This window comes from Streptomyces sp. ISL-43 (assembly GCF_018614195.1).
Classification (GTDB): Bacteria; Actinomycetota; Actinomycetes; order Streptomycetales; family Streptomycetaceae; genus Streptomyces.
Genome location: NZ_JAGGOT010000033.1, coordinates 18,025 through 37,668, shown reverse-complemented (window position 1 = coordinate 37,668; position 19,644 = coordinate 18,025). Strand labels below are relative to the sequence as shown.

General features: G+C 70.8%; 15 protein-coding genes and 1 pseudogene. 6 read left to right on the top strand and 10 right to left on the bottom strand.

Annotated elements, in window-relative coordinates; genetic code table 11:
- The 3 genes from J7F03_RS19475 to J7F03_RS19465 all read left to right on the top strand — a co-directional run bounded on the left by J7F03_RS19475 (position 1) and on the right by J7F03_RS19465 (position 5,125).
- Positions 1 to 3,720 (top strand): hypothetical protein, encoded by a 3,720-nt coding sequence (locus J7F03_RS19475; RefSeq protein ID WP_214951084.1) that lies wholly within the window; start codon positions 1 to 3, stop codon positions 3,718 to 3,720.
- 298 nt (positions 3,721 to 4,018) lie between these two features.
- Positions 4,019 to 4,642, top strand: a complete 624-nt coding sequence (locus tag J7F03_RS19470; protein WP_214951082.1) for a TIGR03086 family metal-binding protein — start codon at positions 4,019 to 4,021, stop codon at positions 4,640 to 4,642.
- A gap of 219 nt (positions 4,643 to 4,861) precedes the next feature.
- Positions 4,862 to 5,125, top strand: a complete 264-nt coding sequence (locus J7F03_RS19465; protein ID WP_214951079.1) for a hypothetical protein — start codon at positions 4,862 to 4,864, stop codon at positions 5,123 to 5,125.
- Positions 5,126 to 5,231: 106 nt separating this feature from the next.
- Here J7F03_RS19465 and J7F03_RS19460 read toward each other — a convergent pair whose 3' ends face one another.
- The gene (locus tag J7F03_RS19460) at positions 5,232 to 5,615 is read right to left on the bottom strand and encodes a VOC family protein (protein ID WP_214951077.1); all 384 of its coding nucleotides are present in this window, start codon (positions 5,613 to 5,615) and stop codon (positions 5,232 to 5,234) included.
- A gap of 210 nt (positions 5,616 to 5,825) precedes the next feature.
- Positions 5,826 to 6,167 (bottom strand): MerR family transcriptional regulator, encoded by a 342-nt coding sequence (locus tag J7F03_RS19455; protein ID WP_214951075.1) that lies wholly within the window; start codon positions 6,165 to 6,167, stop codon positions 5,826 to 5,828.
- Positions 6,168 to 7,100: 933 nt separating this feature from the next.
- Between J7F03_RS19455 and J7F03_RS19450 the strand changes: the two genes are divergently transcribed.
- Positions 7,101 to 8,525 (top strand): lamin tail domain-containing protein, encoded by a 1,425-nt coding sequence (locus J7F03_RS19450; RefSeq protein ID WP_214951073.1) that lies wholly within the window; start codon positions 7,101 to 7,103, stop codon positions 8,523 to 8,525.
- Positions 8,526 to 8,656: 131 nt separating this feature from the next.
- On the opposite strand, the gene J7F03_RS19445 is transcribed toward J7F03_RS19450, so the two are convergent.
- Positions 8,657 to 8,884, bottom strand: coding sequence for a hypothetical protein (locus J7F03_RS19445; protein WP_251072161.1), 228 nt, complete (start codon positions 8,882 to 8,884; stop codon positions 8,657 to 8,659).
- Positions 8,885 to 9,136: 252 nt separating this feature from the next.
- Between J7F03_RS19445 and J7F03_RS19440 the strand changes: the two genes are divergently transcribed.
- A complete protein-coding gene (locus tag J7F03_RS19440) occupies positions 9,137 to 10,819 on the top strand; it encodes a peptide-N4-asparagine amidase (protein ID WP_214951071.1) in 1,683 nt (560 codons plus the stop codon).
- 100 nt (positions 10,820 to 10,919) lie between these two features.
- Here J7F03_RS19440 and J7F03_RS19435 read toward each other — a convergent pair whose 3' ends face one another.
- Positions 10,920 to 11,354, bottom strand: coding sequence for a GNAT family N-acetyltransferase (locus J7F03_RS19435; RefSeq protein ID WP_251072160.1), 435 nt, complete (start codon positions 11,352 to 11,354; stop codon positions 10,920 to 10,922).
- A gap of 262 nt (positions 11,355 to 11,616) precedes the next feature.
- On the opposite strand from J7F03_RS19435, the gene J7F03_RS19430 reads away from it, so the two are divergent.
- The gene (locus J7F03_RS19430) at positions 11,617 to 12,396 is read left to right on the top strand and encodes a DUF11 domain-containing protein (protein ID WP_214951067.1); all 780 of its coding nucleotides are present in this window, start codon (positions 11,617 to 11,619) and stop codon (positions 12,394 to 12,396) included.
- Between the two features lie 73 nt (positions 12,397 to 12,469).
- On the opposite strand, the gene J7F03_RS19425 is transcribed toward J7F03_RS19430, so the two are convergent.
- From J7F03_RS19425 to J7F03_RS19400, 6 genes and pseudogenes are all read right to left on the bottom strand, one after another.
- Positions 12,470 to 12,712: a protealysin inhibitor emfourin gene (locus J7F03_RS19425; protein ID WP_214951066.1), complete on the bottom strand. Its 243-nt coding sequence runs from the start codon at positions 12,710 to 12,712 to the stop codon at positions 12,470 to 12,472.
- A 249-nt stretch (positions 12,713 to 12,961) separates the two neighbouring features.
- Positions 12,962 to 13,406, bottom strand: a pseudogene (locus J7F03_RS19420) (YhjD/YihY/BrkB family envelope integrity protein); the annotation flags it as partial.
- Positions 13,407 to 13,516: 110 nt separating this feature from the next.
- Positions 13,517 to 14,044 (bottom strand): diacylglycerol kinase family protein, encoded by a 528-nt coding sequence (locus J7F03_RS19415; protein ID WP_214951064.1) that lies wholly within the window; start codon positions 14,042 to 14,044, stop codon positions 13,517 to 13,519.
- Between the two features lie 674 nt (positions 14,045 to 14,718).
- Positions 14,719 to 16,443, bottom strand: a complete 1,725-nt coding sequence (locus tag J7F03_RS19410; protein WP_214951062.1) for an acyl-CoA dehydrogenase family protein — start codon at positions 16,441 to 16,443, stop codon at positions 14,719 to 14,721.
- Between the two features lie 136 nt (positions 16,444 to 16,579).
- Positions 16,580 to 17,134 (bottom strand): PadR family transcriptional regulator, encoded by a 555-nt coding sequence (locus tag J7F03_RS19405; protein WP_214951060.1) that lies wholly within the window; start codon positions 17,132 to 17,134, stop codon positions 16,580 to 16,582.
- 710 nt (positions 17,135 to 17,844) lie between these two features.
- Positions 17,845 to 19,398 carry a phosphatidylinositol-specific phospholipase C domain-containing protein gene (locus J7F03_RS19400; RefSeq protein WP_214951058.1) on the bottom strand — a complete coding sequence of 518 codons (1,554 nt, stop codon included), beginning with the start codon at positions 19,396 to 19,398 and terminating at the stop codon, positions 17,845 to 17,847.
- Between the last annotated feature and the right edge of the window lie 246 nt (positions 19,399 to 19,644).

Below are 19,644 nucleotides of genomic sequence, written 5' to 3'. Positions count from 1 at the left end.
GTGAAGGACACGGGAGACCGGACCACCGGCGAGAAGCCCGTACGGGAGACCCGGACGCCGCGCCTCGCCGCCGAGGGTACGGCCGGGACGACCGCACGACCCAGGGCGCTGGATCCGCGCGCCCTGCAGCGCCTCCAGGCGCGGGCGGGGAACGCGGCCGTGGCCCGCCTGGTCGCGCCCAGGCCCGTCGCCCAGGCCTCCTCTCCCGCACAGGTCCAGCGGCTGGACGCCGGTTCAGGTACGCTCCCGGCCGCCCCTACCGGGCTGACCCCCGACACGGACCCCCGCTTCAAGAAGGCGGCCGGGGACATCCGGGCCAAGAAGGACACGCTCGCCAAGCACCCCACCGCCGCCTCCCAGGCGAAGGCCGCGCAGGACGCCGCCAAGGCACCGGGCGACGACAAGGAGGCGCAGGCGAAGGCCGCCCAGGCCGGGGAGATGGGGGCGGCCAAACCGGGCAGCTTCGACAAGGCGGCCTTCATCGCGGCGGTCGAGGCGGCGATCGCCGCAAAGGCCCCCAAGTCCCTTGACGAGGCCGACAAGTTCGCGTCCTCCGGGAAGGTCGACGAGGTCAAGGGTCAGGTGTCCGGGCAGGTCAAGGCGGGCAAGGAGAGCTCCGCCAGGGACATCGCCGAGAAGACCGCGGCGGCCCCGGACCAGTCGAGGGCCGTCGAGAAACCCGTCACCCCGCTGCCGGGGCAGCCTGCGCCCGTCACGCCCGCGGCCCCGGACCCTCGGGCCTCCTCCGTCGCCCCGGCGCCCGCCGAGCAGACGGACCTCCGGAACGGGCCCCAGGAGACCGACGGCATGATGGCGGAGGCCAAGCTGACCCCGGAGCAGCTGGCCCACTCCAACGAGCCGAAGTTCACAGAGGCGTTGGACGCCAAGAAGGAGTCCGACACCTACGCGGCCACCGCCCCGGGGCAGTTCAGGGCGGCGGAGGCGGCACGGGTCGCCACCGAACAGGGCGGCGCGGCCGCGGCGGGCCCGGCCGGGATGCAGGCGATGACGGCGGCCCGGGCGGGCGCGTCCCAGCAGGTCGCGGCGGGCCAGGCGCACGCCCAGGGGAAGGACGAGGCCAAGCGGGCGGCCGTGACGGCCGAACTCAAGTCGGTCTTCGAGGCGACCAAAGGGGATGTCGAGCGGACGCTCGGCGCGCTGGACGGGGAGGTGGAGACGGCCTTCGAGACGGGGCAGAAGGCCGCTCACGACGCCTTCACCGCGGACCACCAGGCGGGAATGAAGAGGTACAAGGACCGGCGGTACGCGGGGGCCGCAGGCGCGGCGCAGTGGCTCGTGGATCTCGTGATGGACCTGCCGCCCGAAGCGAATCAGGTCTTCCAGGAGTCGAAGAAGACCTACGAGGCCCAGATGCGGAAGGTCGTCTCCGACATCGCGGACCTGATCGGGAGGCGGCTGGGCGAAGCGACGGCGCGGATCGCGACGGGCAAGGCGAAGATCTCCGAGATCGTGGCCGGTCAGCCGAGGGAGCTGCAGCAGTTCGCGCAGCAGGCGGGCCAGGAGATCGGGGCGGAGTTCTCGTCCTTGGAGTCCTCGGTCTCGGAGAAGTCCCAGGGGCTGGTGCAGGACCTGGCGGACAAGTACGTCGCCGCACGGAGCGAGCTGGACAAGGAGATCGAGGGCCTCCAGGCAGAGAACAAGGGCCTGTTGAGCAAGGCGAAGGACGCGATCAAGGAGACCGCGGAAACCGTCATGAAGCTCAAGGACATGCTGCTGGGTGTCCTGGCGCGGGCGGCGGGCGCGATCGACAAGATCATCACGAAGCCGATCGAGTTCCTGGGCAATCTGGTGAACGCGGTCAAGGCGGGCGTCATGGGCTTCGCCGCGCGGATCGGCGACCACCTCAAGAGCGGCCTCAAGCAGTGGCTGTTCGGCCAGCTGTCGGCGGGCGGGATCGAGATCCCCGAGACCTTCGACGCCAAGGGCATCGTCAAGATGATCCTCTCCATCCTGGGCCTGACCTGGTCGAACATTCGCACGCGGGTCGTGGCGCGGATCGGCGAGCGGGCGATGAAGGGGCTGGAGACCGGCTTCGAGCTGGTCCAGGTACTGGTGACGGAGGGCATCGGCGGCCTGTGGAAGTGGATCGTCGGAAAGCTGTCCGACCTGAAGGACACGGTCATCGGGGCGATCAAGGACTTCGTGATCGAGAAGATCGTCACGGCGGGCATCACCTGGATCGTCTCGATGTTGAACCCGGCGTCGGCGTTCGTCCGCGCCTGCAAGGCGATCTACGACGTGGTGATGTTCTTCGTGAACCGCGCGGCGCAGATCAAGAGTTTCGTGGACTCGGTCCTCGACTCGATCGAATCGATCGCGAGCGGCGGCTCGGGCGCGGTGGCCGGCCTGATCGAGAACAGCCTGGCCAAGGCGGTCCCGGTGGTCCTGGACTTCCTGGCCAGCTTGCTGGGCCTCGGCGGCATCTCCGAGAAGATCAAGTCGATCCTGGCCACGATCCAGGCGCCGGTGATGAAGGCGGTCGACTGGGTCATCGACAAGATCGTCAAGGCGGGCAAGAAGATCCTGTCGTCCCTGAAGGGCGAACGTGGGGAGGATGGGCCCGACGAGCGGACCATGGCACAGAAGGAGTCCGACGTCGCCGCCGCGGAGCAGGCCGCCGAACGCTCGATGAAGGCGGAGGGCGCCACGCCGGAATCGGTGCGGGCCGCCCTGCCCGGGATCAAGAAGACCTACCGCCTGACGTCGATCGATCTCGTGGGCTCGGCCAAGGCCGGGTACACGACCCACGTGAAGATCAACCCGGACAAGGACACCCCGCTCATCAAGCTGAACGACATCGGGCTCGATCCCGAGGAGGTTCGCGCGGCGGTGGCCCGTGCGCGCGCGTCGCTCGCGAGCGCCCAGAAGCGGTTCGACGCGGCCAAGGACGCTGGGGGTGCCGAGCCGCTGCTTGCCCATGCCGGCGGAATGGAGCGGACCGTGGGCGGCGGCCGCATGGCGTCCGCGCAGGCCGACTCCCGGCGTAACGCCAGGGGCCGGAACGAGCCCAGCCCCGCACTGGCCACGGCGACTCAGGCCGCGAACGCGGCCGCGGGCCAAGTGGCCGACGTGGAACACCGGATGAAGTCCGCGAGTCCGCAAGAGCGCGCGGCTCTCATCGCGGAACGGCGCCACGCCGGCCAGGCCGCCTCGGCCGCGGCGCACGCGGCTGAGGCCATCGCCGGGGAGCAGCCGGGCGACGCCCGCCGCCGGCTGGAGGCGGACGCGGCGAAATGGGACGAGCTGGGTCGGCTGCCGAAGCCGGCCCTGGAGGGAATGTCCCCGGCGGACATCGAGGCCCGGGTCGGCGGCATCCAGCCGTCGGCCGCCGGCAGCGGACGCGCCACGGGCGGCGTGCGCCAGGGCCCCACCAGCATGGAGACCCGGCAGACCCCGGACTACTCGGCGGCTCGCGGCGACGGGCAGTACATTCCGACGCCCGGACCCAACGACACGGAGGGGGTCTCCGGGACCTCGGCCATCCTGCACGCCGAGAAGATGGCCTTCCGGGCGGCCGAGATCTACAAGGGCGGCACCAACGCGGTGGGTGTGACGCTGCACCAGTGCGCGGACTGCCAGGCGTGGTTCCAGAGCCAGGCGAGCAGCTCGGGCAATTTCCTCGTCGTGGCAGACCCCGGCACGGTACGGATCTTCCTGCCGGACGGCCGTGTGGTGTCTCCGGAACAGGTAGGACTCTGACCGTACGCGCCGACGGAGGCCGTGGCCCCTACCGGACCGGGGACACGGAATGCGAGAGGTCGCCAGGGAACTGCACGTGGGCGGTAACACCGTCCGGCGCGAGGCCCGGGCGGCGGTCACCGAGGAGCTTGCCCAGCCGGCTCGGCCCCCAGGTCTCGCGGAAGCGTCGGACGGTACGCGCCGGGGACGGACACCGTCCGAGCCCAGCCGCCTGGGTGAACATCCTGCCCGCGTTGCGATGAGTTCGGGCTCCGCCGCCGGTCTACCCTTCACACCCATGGCCCCGGAGGAGCGGAAGATGACCGATACGACGACTCTCGACCTCGGACCACAAGCCCGGATCGTGGCCCGTCTCGCGGCGGGCGTCCCGGACGCCCGGCTCACCGACCCGACGCCCTGCCCCGAGTACGCGGTCGGCAACCTGCTGGGCCACCTCGCCGGCCTCGCCGTCGCTTTCCGCGACGCCGCCCGCAAGGACCTGGGCCCCACGACGGACACGGCTCCCGACACGGCCCTGCCCTCCCTGCCCGCCGGCTGGCGCGAGGAACTGCCCCGGGTCCTCGGCGAACTGGCCGAGGCCTGGGGGGATCCGGCCGCCTGGACCGGTATGACCCGCGCGGGCGGCGTGGACCTACCAGCCGAAGTCGCGGGTGTGGTGGCTGTCGACGAACTGGTGATCCACGGCTGGGACCTGGCCCGGGCCACCGGCCAGGAGTACGCACCCGATCAGGCCGCGCTGAGCGCCTCGCATGCCTTCCTCCTGGTAGCCGCCGAGGACGAGGACCGCGGCGGGGGCATCTTCGGCGCCGTAGTGCCCGTCCCGGACGACGCCCCACTGCTGGACCGGGCAGTCGGGCTGAGCGGGCGCGATCCGGGCTGGTCGAGCGGTACGGGTGGTGGTGCGGTGGCGGCCACGGGTTAGCTCGCCGGTTCGCCTCGGCGTGAGGTGAGGCGGTCCACCCCTGCGATCCCGACGATCTCCGCGAGCAGCAGCGTGTGAGCGGTCGGGGCGGCCGGTGGTCTTCCGCGGCCGGGAGCGCCACCGGGCTGCGGACCGTAGCGGGCCGCTCCACAATGAGACGAGGGCATGCGTGCGGCCATCGGCGGTGTCCCGACGACATCGGCTGAGAGGAACGCTCTCATGCGCGCTGAGTCTTCGGCGGCGGCGCGGAAGGGGGCCTTCGTCGCGGTCACGGTCGCCCTGTTCTGCGTCCAGCTCGACTTCTTCGCCCTCAATCTCGCCATTCCGGGTATGTCGGCGGAGCTCGGTGTCACGGTTTCGGCCGCGCAGTGGACCCTGTCCGCGTACATGCTCGCCATCGGCTGCTTCTTCATCGTCGGCGGCCGGCCACCGGCTCGTGACGCAAGGCAGGATCCCTCCCCTGTCGCCGCGGGCACCCGGTGATGCCGGACAGGAGCAGCGGGGCCGACAGCCCTGACGGAGAGCCCCGACCGGGTCGGCGGTCGGCGGCTGACGTGCCGGGAGTGCGGGTCGTGGCGTCGTCGGCCCCTTACCGGGGGGACTCGTCGAGAACGGACAGGACGTTGCCCGCGGGGTCCTTGAACCAGGCGATGGAAGGCATATCGCCCTCCTGGCTGACGATGCCCTTGTCGTTCATCTCGAACCCCTCGTACCGCTCGAACCGGACACCACGTGTGGTGAGCTGATCGACGGCCTCCTCGATGTCGTCCACGGGGAAGTTGAGAATGGTGAAGCCGGCGGGCTGGTGGTCGTCCTTCGGGTAGACCAGGACCGTGGTGTCTCCCGCGAGGTGCAGGAACAGCATGCCCTTGTCCTCCGAGACGCGAAGACCGAGGGTTTCGCCGTAGAACTCCTTGGCCTTGGCCAGGTCGTCGACCGAGAATCCGCTGAATGCCTTGGCGCCTTCCAACATGGCCACTCCTTCGACGTCCGACACGCGCGAGCACCCCGTTTCCCATGCTCCTCTCGGGCCCGACCGACGTCGACCGGTGGCACCCGCGGGTCGCGCGTCCTCGACCGCACGCCGCCCACGACAGGGCATCGACGCCAGGGTGCGTGCCGTGCCCGACGAGGAGACGGTGAAGAGGACGGCGCGTGCGCCGCTGCCTCGCAGGCGGAGTCGTCACACTGCTGCCGGCGGATGGAATGTTCCGCCGGCGCGGCGGTATTCGGCGTTGATGCGCTGGGCTTCTTCGAGCTGGTCTTCGAGGATGACGATGCGGCAAGCGGCCTCGATGGGGGTTCCCTGGTCGACGAGTTCCCGCGCGCGGGCGGCGATGCGCAGCTGGTAGCGGGAGTACCGGCGGTGCCCACCCTCTGAGCGGAGCGGGGTGATCAGGCGGGCTTCGCCGATGGCGCGGAGGAAGCCCTGGGTGGTACCGAGCACGGCAGCTGCCCGGCCCATCGTGTAGGCGGGGTAGTCGTCGTCATCGAGACGGCCGTCGAACGAGTCGTGTGCGGTCATTGCACCTCTCTGTGGAACGCGTTGAGGGGCCCTGGCGCCGTATGGCACCAGGGCCCCGAAGGAACTGCTACACCATCTGCCGGCCCTCGTGCTGCGCCGGCCTCCTGTTTCCGCGGACCTGACCTGAACTCGGCCGGGGGCGCGGGGATCGCGGTTGCTTGACCGGAGACCACCTCACTATCGATGTCCTGCGGTACCCGGGCTCAGCCTTTCGACCCGGGCGATCCTGATGGCGGTCAACTCCTCCGTTCTTCCCTCTGAAACGATCACTTGCCTTTACCGAGGTACCACTCACTTACTGCACTGCTCATGGCAGCCCCTGATCACTGCGGGCCACCCGGTCCGGTCGTCAGTCCCGTCGCCGTCCTGCAACAACCCTGGCTTCGGAACTCCACCACCGCACCGCCCTGCGCACTGCGTGTACCGATGCCCGGCAGTTCATCTCTCCGGGCCTTGCTCGATCTCGGCTACGAGAGAAATCGTAACCACGGCACAATCGAATGTCTACTGCGGCTGTCATAGATTTTCGCGTGTTCGACGAGGAGGTATTCGAACTCGAACACGACCTGTATCCGCGCACGGGTACAGCTGCCCGGTGGCAGCCCCTGAGCCGCCGGTGAGCTGCTCGGTGTCGGGGACCTGTGCGGTCAGGGTGAGGGCGGCCCCGACGGGCCCGCCCGGCCCCAGTTCCCCGCCGTCATCAACACCCCGGGGAACTGGGAAACTTGCTCACCGGTACCCGGCTCCGCCGGCACCAGCGCCCCTCCCCCGCCACGCGCCCCCTCCAGACTCGGTGTCGGCCCGTAGCACCCCGCGCGGCACCACCGCGTTCCGCCGGCGTTCACGACCTGCCCATCTCCTGGAGGTCGCGCATTCGGACCGGGCCGCGAATCTCAGGCGGCCCCGACCACCACGAGCCCCGGGAAGTACACCGTGACCGCATCGCTCGCCCCACACCCGCACCCCGCCCGGATCCTCGCCCTCCGGATCGCCGCCGCCCCGGCGCTGGCCGTCCTCGCCGCCCTGACAGCCGCCCCCGCCCACGCCGCCCCGGCCGACGACGTCCGCGTCAACGAGGTGGTGACCACCGGCGACGTCGACGACTCGATCGAGCTGTACAACAAGGGCGCCACCCCCGTCGACCTCTCCGGCTGGATACTCAAGGACGACAACAGCAGCTCGAAGTACAAGATCGCCTCCGGCACCACCCTGGCCCCCGGCGCGTTCCGCGCCTTCGACGTCCACTCCTCCTTCGGCCTCGGCTCCTCCGACAAGGCGCGCCTGTACCTCCCGGACGGCAGCACGCTCGTCGACAGTTTCACCTGGAGCAAGCACTCCGAGCCCTCGTGGTCACGCTGCCAGGACGGCACGGGCGCCTTCAAGACGGCCGCACTCACCCTCGGCGCCCCCAACGACTGCGGCAGCGGCCCCGGCACCACCCCGGTCGCCTGGCCCGGCGGTTCCTCGGTGTCCACCGCGGACGCCTCGAACGTCTTCGGACAGGACCTCAGCGGCCTCCAGCAGGACGGCTCCGTGATGTGGGGCGCCCAGAACTCCGGCAAGCTCTGGCGCCTCGTCAAGAACGCCTCGGGAGGCTGGAGCCCTGACACCGCCGGAGGCTGGTCCGCCGGAAAGTCGCTGCGCTTCCCCGGCGGTTCCGGGACCCCCGACAGCGAGGGCGTCACCGTCCCAGGTGCGGGCGCCTCGGGCGGCGTGTACGTCTCCAGCGAGCGCAACGCCGACTCCTCCGGCACCAGCCGCCTGTCCGTACTGCGCTACGACGTGAGCGGTACGGCCACCACCCTCACCGCGGCCAAGGAGTGGAACCTGACCTCCGACCTCCCCGCCGTCGGCTCCAACCTCGGCCTCGAGGCGCTCACCTGGGTGCCCGACAGCCACCTGACCGGCGCCGGCTTCAAGGACGCTTCGACCGGGGCGGCCTACGATCCGGCCCGCTACGGCGCCCACGCCGACGGCGTGTTCTTCGTCGGCGTCGAGGGCACCGGCATGATCTACGGCTACGTCCTCGCGGACTCGGGCGCCTACACCCGCGTCGCCGCCCTCAGCAGCGGCATGTCGGGGGTCATGGAACTGCAGTGGGAGCCGCAGGCCGACCGCCTGTGGGCCGTCTGCGACGACACCTGCTCCGGGCAGCACCGCACCCTGCGGGTCGACGCCTCCGGAGCCTTCGCCACCACCGCCGTCTTCAACCGCCCCAGCGGCATGTCCAACCTCAACAACGAGGGCTTCGCGATCGCCGCCGCCGCCGAGTGCGTCGCCGGCTCCAAGCCCGTCTACTGGTCCGACGACAGCAACACCAGCGGCCACGCCCTCCGCAAGGGCACCATCACCTGCTGACCTGCCCCTGCTCGCCGCCCGCCCGGCGCCCATCGCATCCGACCGGCGGCGGTCCGTACCCGCGAACGCCGCGGGGGCGGCGGACGTCGCCGTCCGTCCGCCCCCGCGGTGCCGGCCCGGGCCGGAGAGCCTCAGCTGGCGCCGAGGTGGGCGCCGGTGGCCCACTCCGACTCGCCGTCCTTCGCACAGGACGAGGTGTAGACGGGTCCGACCGGTGCCGGGATGGCGGCCGCGGAGGAGCAGTTGGACGAGAAGGCCTTGTGACCGCCCGAGAAGTAGTCGATGTCGAGACCGTCGTTGGCCAGGGCGGCGCCGGCGCCGCCCAGCAGGATGCCGGCGGCGAGGACGGAGGCGGTCACAGCAGAGCGAATACGCATGATTCCCCTAGGATCTACGGAAGGACGCGCCGGTGGATGGGTGCGTCGGCCGGTTCAACAGCCGGACCCGACCGCCGGGAACGGCCGTTCACTCGAACGCCACGGCAGAATCTTTTCGACGCCGAACGACGCCCCTTCGCGGGACATGTCCGGGCCCCGCCGGCGGCGAGATCCGGCCAGGGCAGACGCAGCGCCCTGGTGTCCCCGCACCGGGCCGCGTTTCACTGCGGGCCCATGAGACGACACAGGATCAAGGGCACGCTCGGCGCGCTTGCCCTCGCTGCGGCCACCCTCACCGCCGCGGGGCCGGCAGCGGCGGCCGAACCCGGCGGCACACCGGCGGCGGCCGCCCCAGCACAGGCAGCACACGGCACGCAGCCGCCGCCCGCCGAGTTCGGAACGGACTGGGACGACCCCCTCACCCCCGCCCCGCCCGTGGCCCGCCCCTCGACGCGGTCCTGCCAAGTGACCCTCGCCGAGGCGCAGTTCCGTGACTTCACCCCCTACCGGGGCAGCTACCTACCGCCCACCGCCTGCGGCGCTGCCGACTGGGCGAAGGTGGTGCTCCGCCTCGACGGCAAGGTCAAGGGCCGCCAGTTCGACCGCCTCGGCAACCTCTCCCTCGGCGGCGTGGAGATCTTCCGCACCTCCACCCCCGAGCCCTCGCCGGACGGCATCGCCTGGTCCGTCGAGAAGGACGTCACCCACTACCGCGACACCCTCAGCCGCCCGCAGCCCGTCGAAATGCTCATCGGCAACGTCGTCAACGACACCTACACCGGCGTCATCGACGTCAAGGTCACCCTGACCTTCTACGCGGCCGAAGGCCGCCCCGGCTCCGGCGGCCCCGGCTCCGGCCGCACACCGGACAGCGTCCTCCCGCTCACCAGCCCGGCCGTCACCCTCCCGCGCAACACCGAGCGGCTCCTCGCCGAGATCTACGCCACGGGATCCGGCGGTGGCTGCGAGGAGTACTGGTACATGACCACGCCGGACCCGGCCCCGTACTCCTGCAAGGCGGCCGACGGCCCTTACCGCGAGGTCCGGATCTCCGTCGACGGCCGCCTCGCGGGCATCGCCGCGCCCTTCCCCAACGTCTGGACCGGCGGCTGGTCCAACCCCTTTCTCTGGTACGTCACCCCCGGCCCCCGCGCCTTCGACGTCCAGCCGATCCGCTACGACCTCACCCCGTACGCCGCCCTCCTCAACGACGGCCGCGCGCACCGCATCGAGGTCTCCGTCGCCGGAGTACCGGCCGGGCAGACCGGCTGGAGCACCCCCGCCAATCTGCTGCTCTGGCAGGACGCGGCCCGCGAGGTCGTCTCCGGCGCACTCACCCGCCACGAGCAGAGCGATCCGGCCAACTCCTCGCACTGGACGCCCGCCGCACCCGGCGCCGAACACCGCCTGGACACCGAGGGCGGCCACCGGCTGACCGTCGCCGGATACCTGGACACCTCGCACGGCCGGGTCACCACCACCGTCACCCGCGCCGTGCACAACACCTCCGTCCACCGCTGGACCGAGGGAGAGGACCGTGACGGACTGACCGCCACCTGGACCGACGAGGAGAGCGTGACACGCGGGGCGACCACCACCCGGACCCACCGCACATACACCATGGACGGCGAGACCACCCTTGGTACGGGCGACCGGCTCCGCACCGTCATCACGCTCGGCGACCGCGCGGACACCGTGACCCTGCGCGGCGGCCGGGAGGTCGACCGGTCCCGGCTCGACGACCGGTACACGGGCGACGCGAGCTACACGGCGAACGTCCCGCGCGACCAGCGGCACGCCGTCGCCACCACCTCCGCCCGCTACCGGCTGTACGGGACCGGGGCGCCGGGCGGATGCTACGACCGCACGGTGACCACTGTTCAGGGCACCATCACGCAGGACCGCCGCCGCTGCTGACACCGGCGGCGCGGACGATGGCCGGCCGAAGTACGCGGGGTCGAGGCAGCCGGTTGCCCTGGCCGCTACCGGCAGCTGCCGCATGGCCGGTCCTCACCGCCTACGGCTGCCAGGCGTAGCGGACGTCCGGCTCGTGTTCCTCATTGCGCAGTCCGTCGGTGCGCTCGACTTCGATGAAACCGTGCCGCTCGTAGAAGCGCCTGGCTGGTCCGTTGACCTGGAACGTCCACAGTCCCAGTCCATCGGGCCGCTGCTCCTTGGCCAAGTCCACGAACCGGTCGCCCACACCCCGGCCGCGCCACGACGGATCGAGGTAGAGCTGTTCGAGTTCCTCGCCATCGAGCACCAGGAGCCCGATCACAGAGCCCTCGGCGACGCCTACCCACGTCTCGTGCCGCGGCACGACCACGGAGGAAAACCAGCTCCGCACCTCGTCGTCGCCGTGCGCGCGGCGCACGGTCGGCAGCGCGGCGGCGAAGGAACGCAGCCACACGTCGGCTATGCCGACCGCGTCGGAGTCGACCGCACGCCGCATCACAAGCCCAACTCTGTTCACAGCGCGTGACTCTCGCAGATTCGTGATCCCGACGCATCCGGATTCGAGATCGCCGCCCATAACACCCCCTTGCCCGTCAGCCTGTTGGCCCCCAGGTGCCTGACATGCCGTCACCTGGGGGCCTACGCTGCAACCGCTGTCGCGACCTCACGCGCCGCCCGACAGCATTCGGACCCGTCGGCGAGGTCTCGCCCGCACGGCGGGCCTGCCCCCGACCTCCGGCAGAAAGGTCTGCCTCCCCATGTCCCCACGCACCCTGTGCGAGCCCCCGCCCCGGACCTCCCGACGCCGCCTCTCGCGCTGGGCGTCCCAGCTGGCGGCCGCCTTGCTCCTCAGTGTGATCAGCCTGCCCACGGCCACGGCCACCGCCTCCGCCCCTGCTCGTGCCGATGTCGGGGACATCGTCGAATACACCCTCCCCACCGCCGGCAGCTCTCCCAGCGAGATCACCACGGGATCCGACGGCAACCTCTGGTTCACCGAACAGGTCGGCGACCGCATCGGGCGGATCACCACCGACGGGGACATCCAGGAGTACCCGCTGCCCAACGCCGGCAGCGGCACGATCCGTATCACCGCGGGCCCGGACGGCAACATGTGGTTCACCGAGATCTTCGCCGACCGCGTCGGGCGGTTGGAGGTCGGCGCCGGTCCGCCCCGGGCCGACCTGGCAGTCCGGCTGAGCGCACCGGCCACCGCACGTGGCGGCACCGAGTACAGCTACGACATCACGGTGACCAACACGGGGCCCTTCAGCGCCGCCAACCTGGCGGTCACGCTGACCCGACCGCGCGGAGTACCGGTCACCGGCGCGTCACCCGGCGCCGACCGGCGCCATCCCACCCAGGTCACCTGGCGCGTCAAGGCGCTGGGCGCCGGACAGCAGCGGGTATTCCACGTCACGGTGCGAGCCACCCAACGCCCCACCATCACCGCCACAGCCGGTGTCACCTCCCGTACCCCTGATCCCCACACGGCGAACAACACCGCCACGGCCAGGACCCGGGTCACCGGCCACTGAGACCGCAGCCCTGAAGCTCGGGCCGGACCGCGCGCCCCCTGCTCGGTCCGGCCCCGGACCGCGAAGGTCCGGATCAGGCTCCTTCGCCGAGGACCGCGCGGATCAGTTCCCGTTGGTCACCGGTCAGGCTCGTCTCCCCGATCTCGAGTACCTGGTCGTCAACCGTTATCCGGTAGTGGAAGCCGTCCGCCACCGGTGGCAGGACGCGCCGCGCGAGGTCCTCCCATTCCGCGGCGTCCCGCCGCGCGGAGGTGTCGATCTTCTGCACCTTGTCCACGCCGGTGAGGCCCCCCGAGCGACTGACGGTGATCAGCATGGTCATTCTCCTTCGGAAGTCGGATTTTCCCCCGCGGGGACCGAGCACCGGCCCTTCGGCCACGGCCACGCCCCGCGAGGCCCTGGACGCGCTTGCCCCCGATGTGGCGCTCCTCCCCCACCGGGTGCCCGAAGCGACGCCAACGGCTCGAATTCACCGGTGCCTGGCCGACAGGCAACAGGTGGAGTCGTAGCCGACGCCCACCGCGGTGACCAGCGCGAGAGCCCGTGGCAGCGGGCGCCACGGGCGGTCGTCCGTGATCGGCTCCCTCACTCCGGCCCGTACGGCTTCCAGTTGGGCGGCGAAGGAGAGGCCGAGGAAGAGCGCCGTCAAGGTGAGGTAGGACCAGAGCAGCAACGACACGATCGCGCTGAGCGGCCCGTAGACGCTCGTGAACGAGCTGCTCCCGCCGATGTTCAGGCTCAGGCCCCAGGTCGCCAGGTTCCAGAACACCAGGTGGACGACGGCCCCGAAGGCCGGCCCCCACGTCCTCGGTGTGCGGGACACCGGACAAGCCGACGGCGGCAATGGCCGGCGGAACGATGGACAGAACCGTCTGCAAGGCGAGCGCGCGGGCGTGGCTGAAGCCGTCGGCGTAGCGGAAACGCACGCAGGAGTCGCGGGCGAGGCTCCAGCCGCCATAGCGGCGCAGTGCGGTCCACGCCTCGTCGGCGGACAGTTCCTCGCCGCGCACGTCGTGCCGTTGCGGTACCCGTCGTGCGGCTCATCGTGTTCCTGCCTTCTCCTGAATCCTACGAAGCCTGCGGTCGGCAGACGTGCCGGGAAGCCGTACGTGGCCGGGCCTCAAGACGCCGGGCCGGGAGCCGCCGGGAGGTGCGGCGCGGCGCGATCGGCGGGTGCACCGGACTCCCGCGGGGCGTCGGGTGCCCCGGGCGCGCGGGGCAGGTAGACGCGCAGAGCGCCCGGTTCGATCTCCGCGACGAGGCGGACACCGTCGCTCACGGCATCGCCGTCGAGCCGGCGCGGCTGCGGTACGGCGCAGCGGATGTCGATCCGCGTGGCGCTGAAGTACTCCAGCACGCCCCCGGCTTCGCTGCGCACGGCCGGGACCCCGACCCCCGCTGAGGCAGCCGGTCCGGGGAGCGTCGGTGCGCGGTGAGGCAGGAGGCGGGACGCCAGGTGCCCGGCTGCGGTCAGCCATCCGGCGGCGCACCGTGGATCGAACAGCACCGCTTCCAAACGTCCGGCGTCCGGCCGCGCCGTCGGCAGGAGCGGCAGGCCGCCCTGGAGGGCACCGACGTTCCCGATGACGACCATGCGGGCCCGGCGCCGCCGACGGCGGCCCCCGTCGATGCGGATCGTCAGGTGCACCCGGGGGGCTCAGGTGCCGCAGGCTCGACAGGGCGTACGCGGCGCACCCCATCCGTGACTTGAGCCGCGGGGAGGTGTCCCGGACCATCGCGGCGTCGAATCCGGCGCCCGCCATGACGGTGACCGCGCCGGCGGGAGGCCGTCACCCCGGACCCGGCCGACGCCGATCCCGTAGCTGTCGCCGGCCAGGGACTCGTCCAGCGCGGCGGCCGGGTCCATCAGGAGACCCAGGTTCCGGGCGATGACGGCCAGCCCTCCGTAGAGCGCGAGGGACGCGCCGACGTGTCCGGAGGGGAAGCGCGATGTCGGCGGCGCGGCGTCCAAGTGGGCAACCACAGGCCGCGGACGGTCCACGAAGGCCGTCACCACCAGGCACACCGCCGACTGCGGCCCGGCCCGGTCGGGCCCTCCGCCGACAGCGGCCAGAGCCGGGCGGCCGGCCCTGTGACCTGCCCGCCCAGGCAGACCATCAGGGCCGCCTGGGCGGGAAGGAACAGGAGTGGCCAGGCAGCCCGCGCGGAACAACCGCGACTTCGCTTCATGAGGAGGCTTCTGGCCCGTAACGGCCGGATGACGCGCGGCACGGGCGCGGGCCGCCGTACTTCAGGCAGCCCGCGCTGCGGTGATCCACCGCGTCACCGCGTCACCGCGTCACCGCGTCACCGCGCTGACGCTCAGGGCGCCATCTCGTAGGCCCCGGCCAGGGACTCCACCCGCGCCCAGACACGGGCCGCGCGGTCGGCGTCGACGACCGGGCGGCGGACGGCGCCGAGCGCCCAGTCCTGCTGGACGGCGGTGGCGGAGTCCTTGCCGTGGAGCTCGACCGCGTGCGCGGAGAAGTCACGCACGAGGGCGCCGAAGAGTTCGTCGAGCACGTCCTCGTCCAGGCCGGACAGGCGTGCCTGCTCCAGGATCAGCTGTCCGTGCACGACGAGTGCGAACAACTGGCCCACGGCCAGGAGGAGGTCGAGGTCGCGGCTCTGCGCCTCGTCCGGGGCGGCCGTGGCGACGAACTCGCACAGGGCGTCGGCCTGCTCGCGGAAGCGGGCCACATTCGGCACGGCGGCGTACGCGTCGTAGGCGGTGCGCCAGTCGTGGAACCGTACGGAGCCCAGACCGCGGGCAGGGCCCTGACGGAAGAGGAAGGCGTCGTCGGCCGCGTCGAGGCGGGTCGGGACGGGCGCGTACTCGACCGGTTCCAGCAGGTGGTTGCGCATGAACTTCAGGATCAGGGCGAGATTGACGTGGACCGTGCCCTCCAGCTTCGGCAGCCCGCGGATCTCGACGGCCGCCTGGGCGAAGTAAGTGTCCTTCTCGAAGCCCTTGGCCGCGATGACGTCCCACATCAGGTCGATGACCTTCTCGCCCTCCGTGGTCACCTTCATCTTGGTCATCGGGTTGAACAGCAGGTAGCGGCGGTCGTCCGGGCCGGCGGAGCGGAAGTAGTCGACGGCGCGGTCGCTGAAGAGCTTCATTCCGACCAGGCGGACGTAGGCGTCGGTCAGCTCGCGGCGCACGTGCGGGAAGGCGGTGACGGGACGGCCGTAGAGGATGCGGTTGCGGGCGTGGGTGACGGCCTCGTACATCGCGTGCTCGCAGATGCCGATCGACGCGGTGCAGAGGTTGAACTTGCCGACGTTCACAGTGTTGAGGGCGGCGTCGAAGGCGGCGCGGCCGGTGTGCAGGACGTCGGCGGCGGTGACCGGGTAGTCCGTGAGGCGGAACTCGCTGACGTACTTGGAGGAGTCGACGACGTTCTTCACGAGCCCGTACGCGGGGTGGCGGCTGTCGGCCGCGAAGAAGACGTAGCCGTCGGGGCCCTCGACGTCGGTGCGGCGGCCGAAGACGGAGACGAGTCCGGCGGCGTTGCCGTTTCCGATGTAGTACTTGGATCCGGTGGCCCGGAAGCCGCCGTCGCCGTCGGGCTCCAGGAGCATGTCGGTGGAGTAGATGTCCGCGCCGTGGGTCTTCTCGGACAGCCCGAACGCGAACACCTCGCCCTCGGCGAGGAGTTCGGCGGCGCGGCTGCGGGCGGCGGCGTTGTCGCTCTGCCAGACGGGGCCGAGGCCGAGGATCGTGACCTGCCACGCGTACCAGTAGTCCAGGCCGTAGAAGCCGAAGATCTCGTTCAGGGCGGCGATCCGCGCGGTGTCCCAGCGCTTGTCCGGGTCGTCCTGGCCGGCGGCGACGGTGGGGGTCAGGAAGGTGGCGAAGAGTCCTTCCTTCGCGGAGAACGCCAGGAAGTCCGCGAGCCAGGCCCGGGAACGGTAGTCCTCCAGCAGCTTGCGCTTGCCCCGGTCCTCGAACCAGTCGACGGTGGCGCGCAGCAGCCTGCGGGTCTCGGGGTCGAAGTGCGCGGGGTCGTAGGTGCGCGGGTTGAAGAGCAGGGCGTCGGTCATGAGGGCTCGCCTTTCGAAGTGCGGTTCGGGTCGAGGGGAGAGTCGTCGAGGGGTTGGAAGGCCGGGGGATGCGTGCGCCGCGTGCGCCCGAAGCAGGTGGAGGAGGCGCGCGGGAGGGCGGTTCGGCACCGTCGGTTCAGCGCTCGGCGAGCCGGTGGAGCGTATCCAGCACGTCCTGGAGCCAGGCGAGCGTCATCCGCTCGTAGGCGATGCCGCCGCGGAGCACCACGTGCTGGAGCTCGCGCCCGGCGTCGTCCGCCGCGGGGGCGTCCACGCCGGTGAAGTCGCGCAGTTCGCCCGCCAGATAGTGCGTGAGCCGGTCCGCATGCGCCCGGTGGTGGCGCTCCACCTCGAGGATGAGCGCGGCCGGGTCGTCGAAGGCCGCGCCGCGGATCTTCACGGCGAGCTCGTGCCGGACGCTGTCGGGCTGGATCGGCTCGTGGAGCCACGCGGAGAGCACGGACCGGCCGGCCGGGGCGACGGAGTACTCCTTCTTGTCCGGCCTCGCTTGCTGCGCCACTTCGAGGACGTCGACCCAGCCGTCGCCCTCCATCCGCTTGAGCACACGGTAGATCTGCTGGTGGGTGGCGGTCCAGAAGTAGCCGATGGACCGGTCGAACCGCCGGGCCAGCTCATAGCCGGAGCCCGGCTTCTCCAGGAGAGCGACGAGGATCGCGTGCTCGAGTGCCATGCCCCGATCCTTCTATGCAACTCGTTGCATAGACAAGCGCCGCCGTCCGGTTGAGACGCGGCTCACGCGGTGCGGTGTCCTCCGTCCTCCCGTGAGCCGCTCGGGCGGCCGCCGTGGGTCGGGCCGGCCCCGGCCCTCCCGCCCTGGTCGGCGGGCCCCGGGCAGCTGGCCCCTGGCCCCGGACTCAGCGGCTGCGGCAGGTCGCCCACGGCTCCTGGGTTCAGCGTGACCGTGACGGAGAACTCGCCCGTCCGCGCCCGCGAGACTCCGTCCGCGCCCGGCGTCCCGGGTCCGGCGCCGGTCCACGTACCGACCCACGGCTCCGGCGGCGACAGCGCGGGCGGGGCAGCGGCCCTGTCCCCGGTACTGCCCCCAAGTCCACCCCAGGGAGACTTGATCGCGAGCGTGACCGCAGCGGCGAGGACGGCAGCGCCGGCCGCGCCCGTCACCAGGCGGGTACGTCGTCGCCCGGCGGAGACGGGGTAGGGCGCAGTCCCCGGGGACGTCGAAGGGGGCACCGGTGCCATGGGAGCGGGCACCGCGGGCGGGTGCGGCGGGGCAACCGGGCGGGCGGGGGGCTGGGGTGCGGCAATGATCCGACGCAGTTCGGCCTCCCGGCGGCCTACGTCCGCCACCAGGCCGGTGGCACGGTCGGGGCGTGCGGGAGGGTGGAAAACGCTGCCGAGCCGGGCCTCCCGCAGGCATGGCCGCTACTTCGGGCAGGTGTCCTGGGTCACCTTGCCGCCCGCGGTGGAAGCGGTGGCCGGGTCCACCGAGAGGCACAGGCCCGTCCAGTTGTTGATGAACTTGTACGCCGTCCTGCGCTCGCCCGCGACTTCGATCGGGGTCGGGATGACGTTCCACAGTTGGCTGCCCGAGAACCAGCGGGTCTCGCACTCCCACCAGAACAACTGGGTCCCGGCAGAGGGCGGGGTGCCGTTGTTGTAGGGGACCGTCAGGCACTTGCCGTTGTTGGCCTTGATCCAGTAATAGCCCTTGCCGTCATAGGACGAGGGGCGCTCGACCCCCCACTGGTGGCTGCTGGGCACCGTCGACTGGCACGCGCGCTGGGTGACCAGGCCACCGGTCTTGGAACTGTCGAACTCAGGCCCCCGTACCATGCACCGGTTGTACTTGGTGTCGACATAGGTCTTGTCGGCTTTGACCTGCCAGATCGCCTGGTGGCCGTCCGTGACGACATTGCCCTGATTGCGGGCGATGATGTTGTCCACCAGGGCCCAGCCGGGAAAGTCCATCATGACGACGCCGAGGTGACCGTTGGCGCCACCGTTGTTGAGGTACTGCATCATCCTGAAGTTGACCCCGTGAACGGCGGGCTGCTGGTTGTGCCACCCGTATCCGCCCGCGAACATGGCGGGAGACAGGTCAGGAACGGTGGACGCGGATGTGTACGTCACGAACATCTCACCGCTGCCGTCACTGACCGCCCGGTCGATGTTCGCCTTGACGTAAGCCCACTTCTTCTCCGGGTGGGACGCGTTCCAGGTGTCCTCCTTGTGGTCGTTGAAGGAATTGATCCCGTAGTTGTCGCCGTCGAGACCGTCGAAGCTGGCCAGCACGATCTTGCCGCGGACCTGCGAGAGTTGGGGAACTCCAGTCTTTTTTCCCTTGGTTACTGACGGGCTGTAGAACAGATTGGGATACCGGGACACGTAGCTGCTGAAGATTTCTTCACGCCTCTTGTTGTCAACCGTGTCCGGATCGTTTTTGCAGTCGAAGGTGCCGCCGCCCGAGAGAGGGCATTCGGCCCTCAGTCGCATCACGACCGTTTCGCCTTTGTGTTGACCGAGGAAGGCCTGCGCCTTGCTCAGGACGTCATCGAAATTGGCATTTTGATAGGCCGATCCATGATGGACCACGAAGTACTTGTTCTCGGTGACCCGGACCCTGATGTCGATGGCACGGATCCCTCGTTCCAGCTGCGCCGTCAGAGTGTTCGCGCTGTCGCCGAAGTCCTCCTGCGTCTGCGCCGCGGGGCCGCCGTGGATGGAGAGCGTGTCGTGGGTTCCGGGCAGGGACAGTGCCGCCAACCAGGTGTTGCTTGCGACGTTCTTCATCCAGTCAGCCCGAGTCGCCGACCCGAGGTTGCTGTAGGCGTCGGTGAAGGTCGTCCCGCTTGCACCGGCAGGACTGGGTGCGAGCAGTGCCGTACTCGCGGCGACACAGACCGTCACCAGGTACGCCAGCCGGCGAAACCGCTTCCGCGGCCTGATGCGCGCACCGTCAGTGGAGGGTCGAGGCATGGGGCTCCTGTCCAAGATCAGCAAAGATGGTCAAGTGGCATACGGATCGAGCCAGTTCGACACGCGTACGTACGACCCCACTGCCGGCTCCCACTCCCGCGGCCCGCTGATTCTCACGGGCGGGGTCAGGATGTCTCGCACCCCGGCCTGGAAGTGCGGGACAGCGCCGTCGGAGAACGACAGCGGTAGGGGGCGAGGCTCAGGCAATCGGGCGGATGTCGACAGCGGCGGAGGTAGAGGCGGATG

Excerpts from the sequence above, each read along its gene's own strand:
- J7F03_RS19440 (WP_214951071.1), top strand. The coding sequence starts at position 9,137 with ATGAGACGACACAGGATCAAGGGCACGCTCGGCGCGCTTGCCCTCGCT.
- J7F03_RS19435 (WP_251072160.1), bottom strand. The coding sequence starts at position 11,354 with ATGCGGCGTGCGGTCGACTCCGACGCGGTCGGCATAGCCGACGTGTGG.
- J7F03_RS19470 (WP_214951082.1), top strand. The coding sequence starts at position 4,019 with ATGACCGATACGACGACTCTCGACCTCGGACCACAAGCCCGGATCGTG.
- J7F03_RS19460 (WP_214951077.1), bottom strand. The coding sequence starts at position 5,615 with ATGTTGGAAGGCGCCAAGGCATTCAGCGGATTCTCGGTCGACGACCTG.
- J7F03_RS19455 (WP_214951075.1), bottom strand. The coding sequence starts at position 6,167 with ATGACCGCACACGACTCGTTCGACGGCCGTCTCGATGACGACGACTAC.
- J7F03_RS19405 (WP_214951060.1), bottom strand. The coding sequence starts at position 17,134 with ATGGCACTCGAGCACGCGATCCTCGTCGCTCTCCTGGAGAAGCCGGGC.
- J7F03_RS19410 (WP_214951062.1), bottom strand. The coding sequence starts at position 16,443 with ATGACCGACGCCCTGCTCTTCAACCCGCGCACCTACGACCCCGCGCAC.
- J7F03_RS19400 (WP_214951058.1), bottom strand. The coding sequence starts at position 19,398 with ATGCCTCGACCCTCCACTGACGGTGCGCGCATCAGGCCGCGGAAGCGG.
- J7F03_RS19465 (WP_214951079.1), top strand. The coding sequence starts at position 4,862 with ATGCGCGCTGAGTCTTCGGCGGCGGCGCGGAAGGGGGCCTTCGTCGCG.
- J7F03_RS19425 (WP_214951066.1), bottom strand. The coding sequence starts at position 12,712 with ATGCTGATCACCGTCAGTCGCTCGGGGGGCCTCACCGGCGTGGACAAG.
- J7F03_RS19430 (WP_214951067.1), top strand. The coding sequence starts at position 11,617 with ATGTCCCCACGCACCCTGTGCGAGCCCCCGCCCCGGACCTCCCGACGC.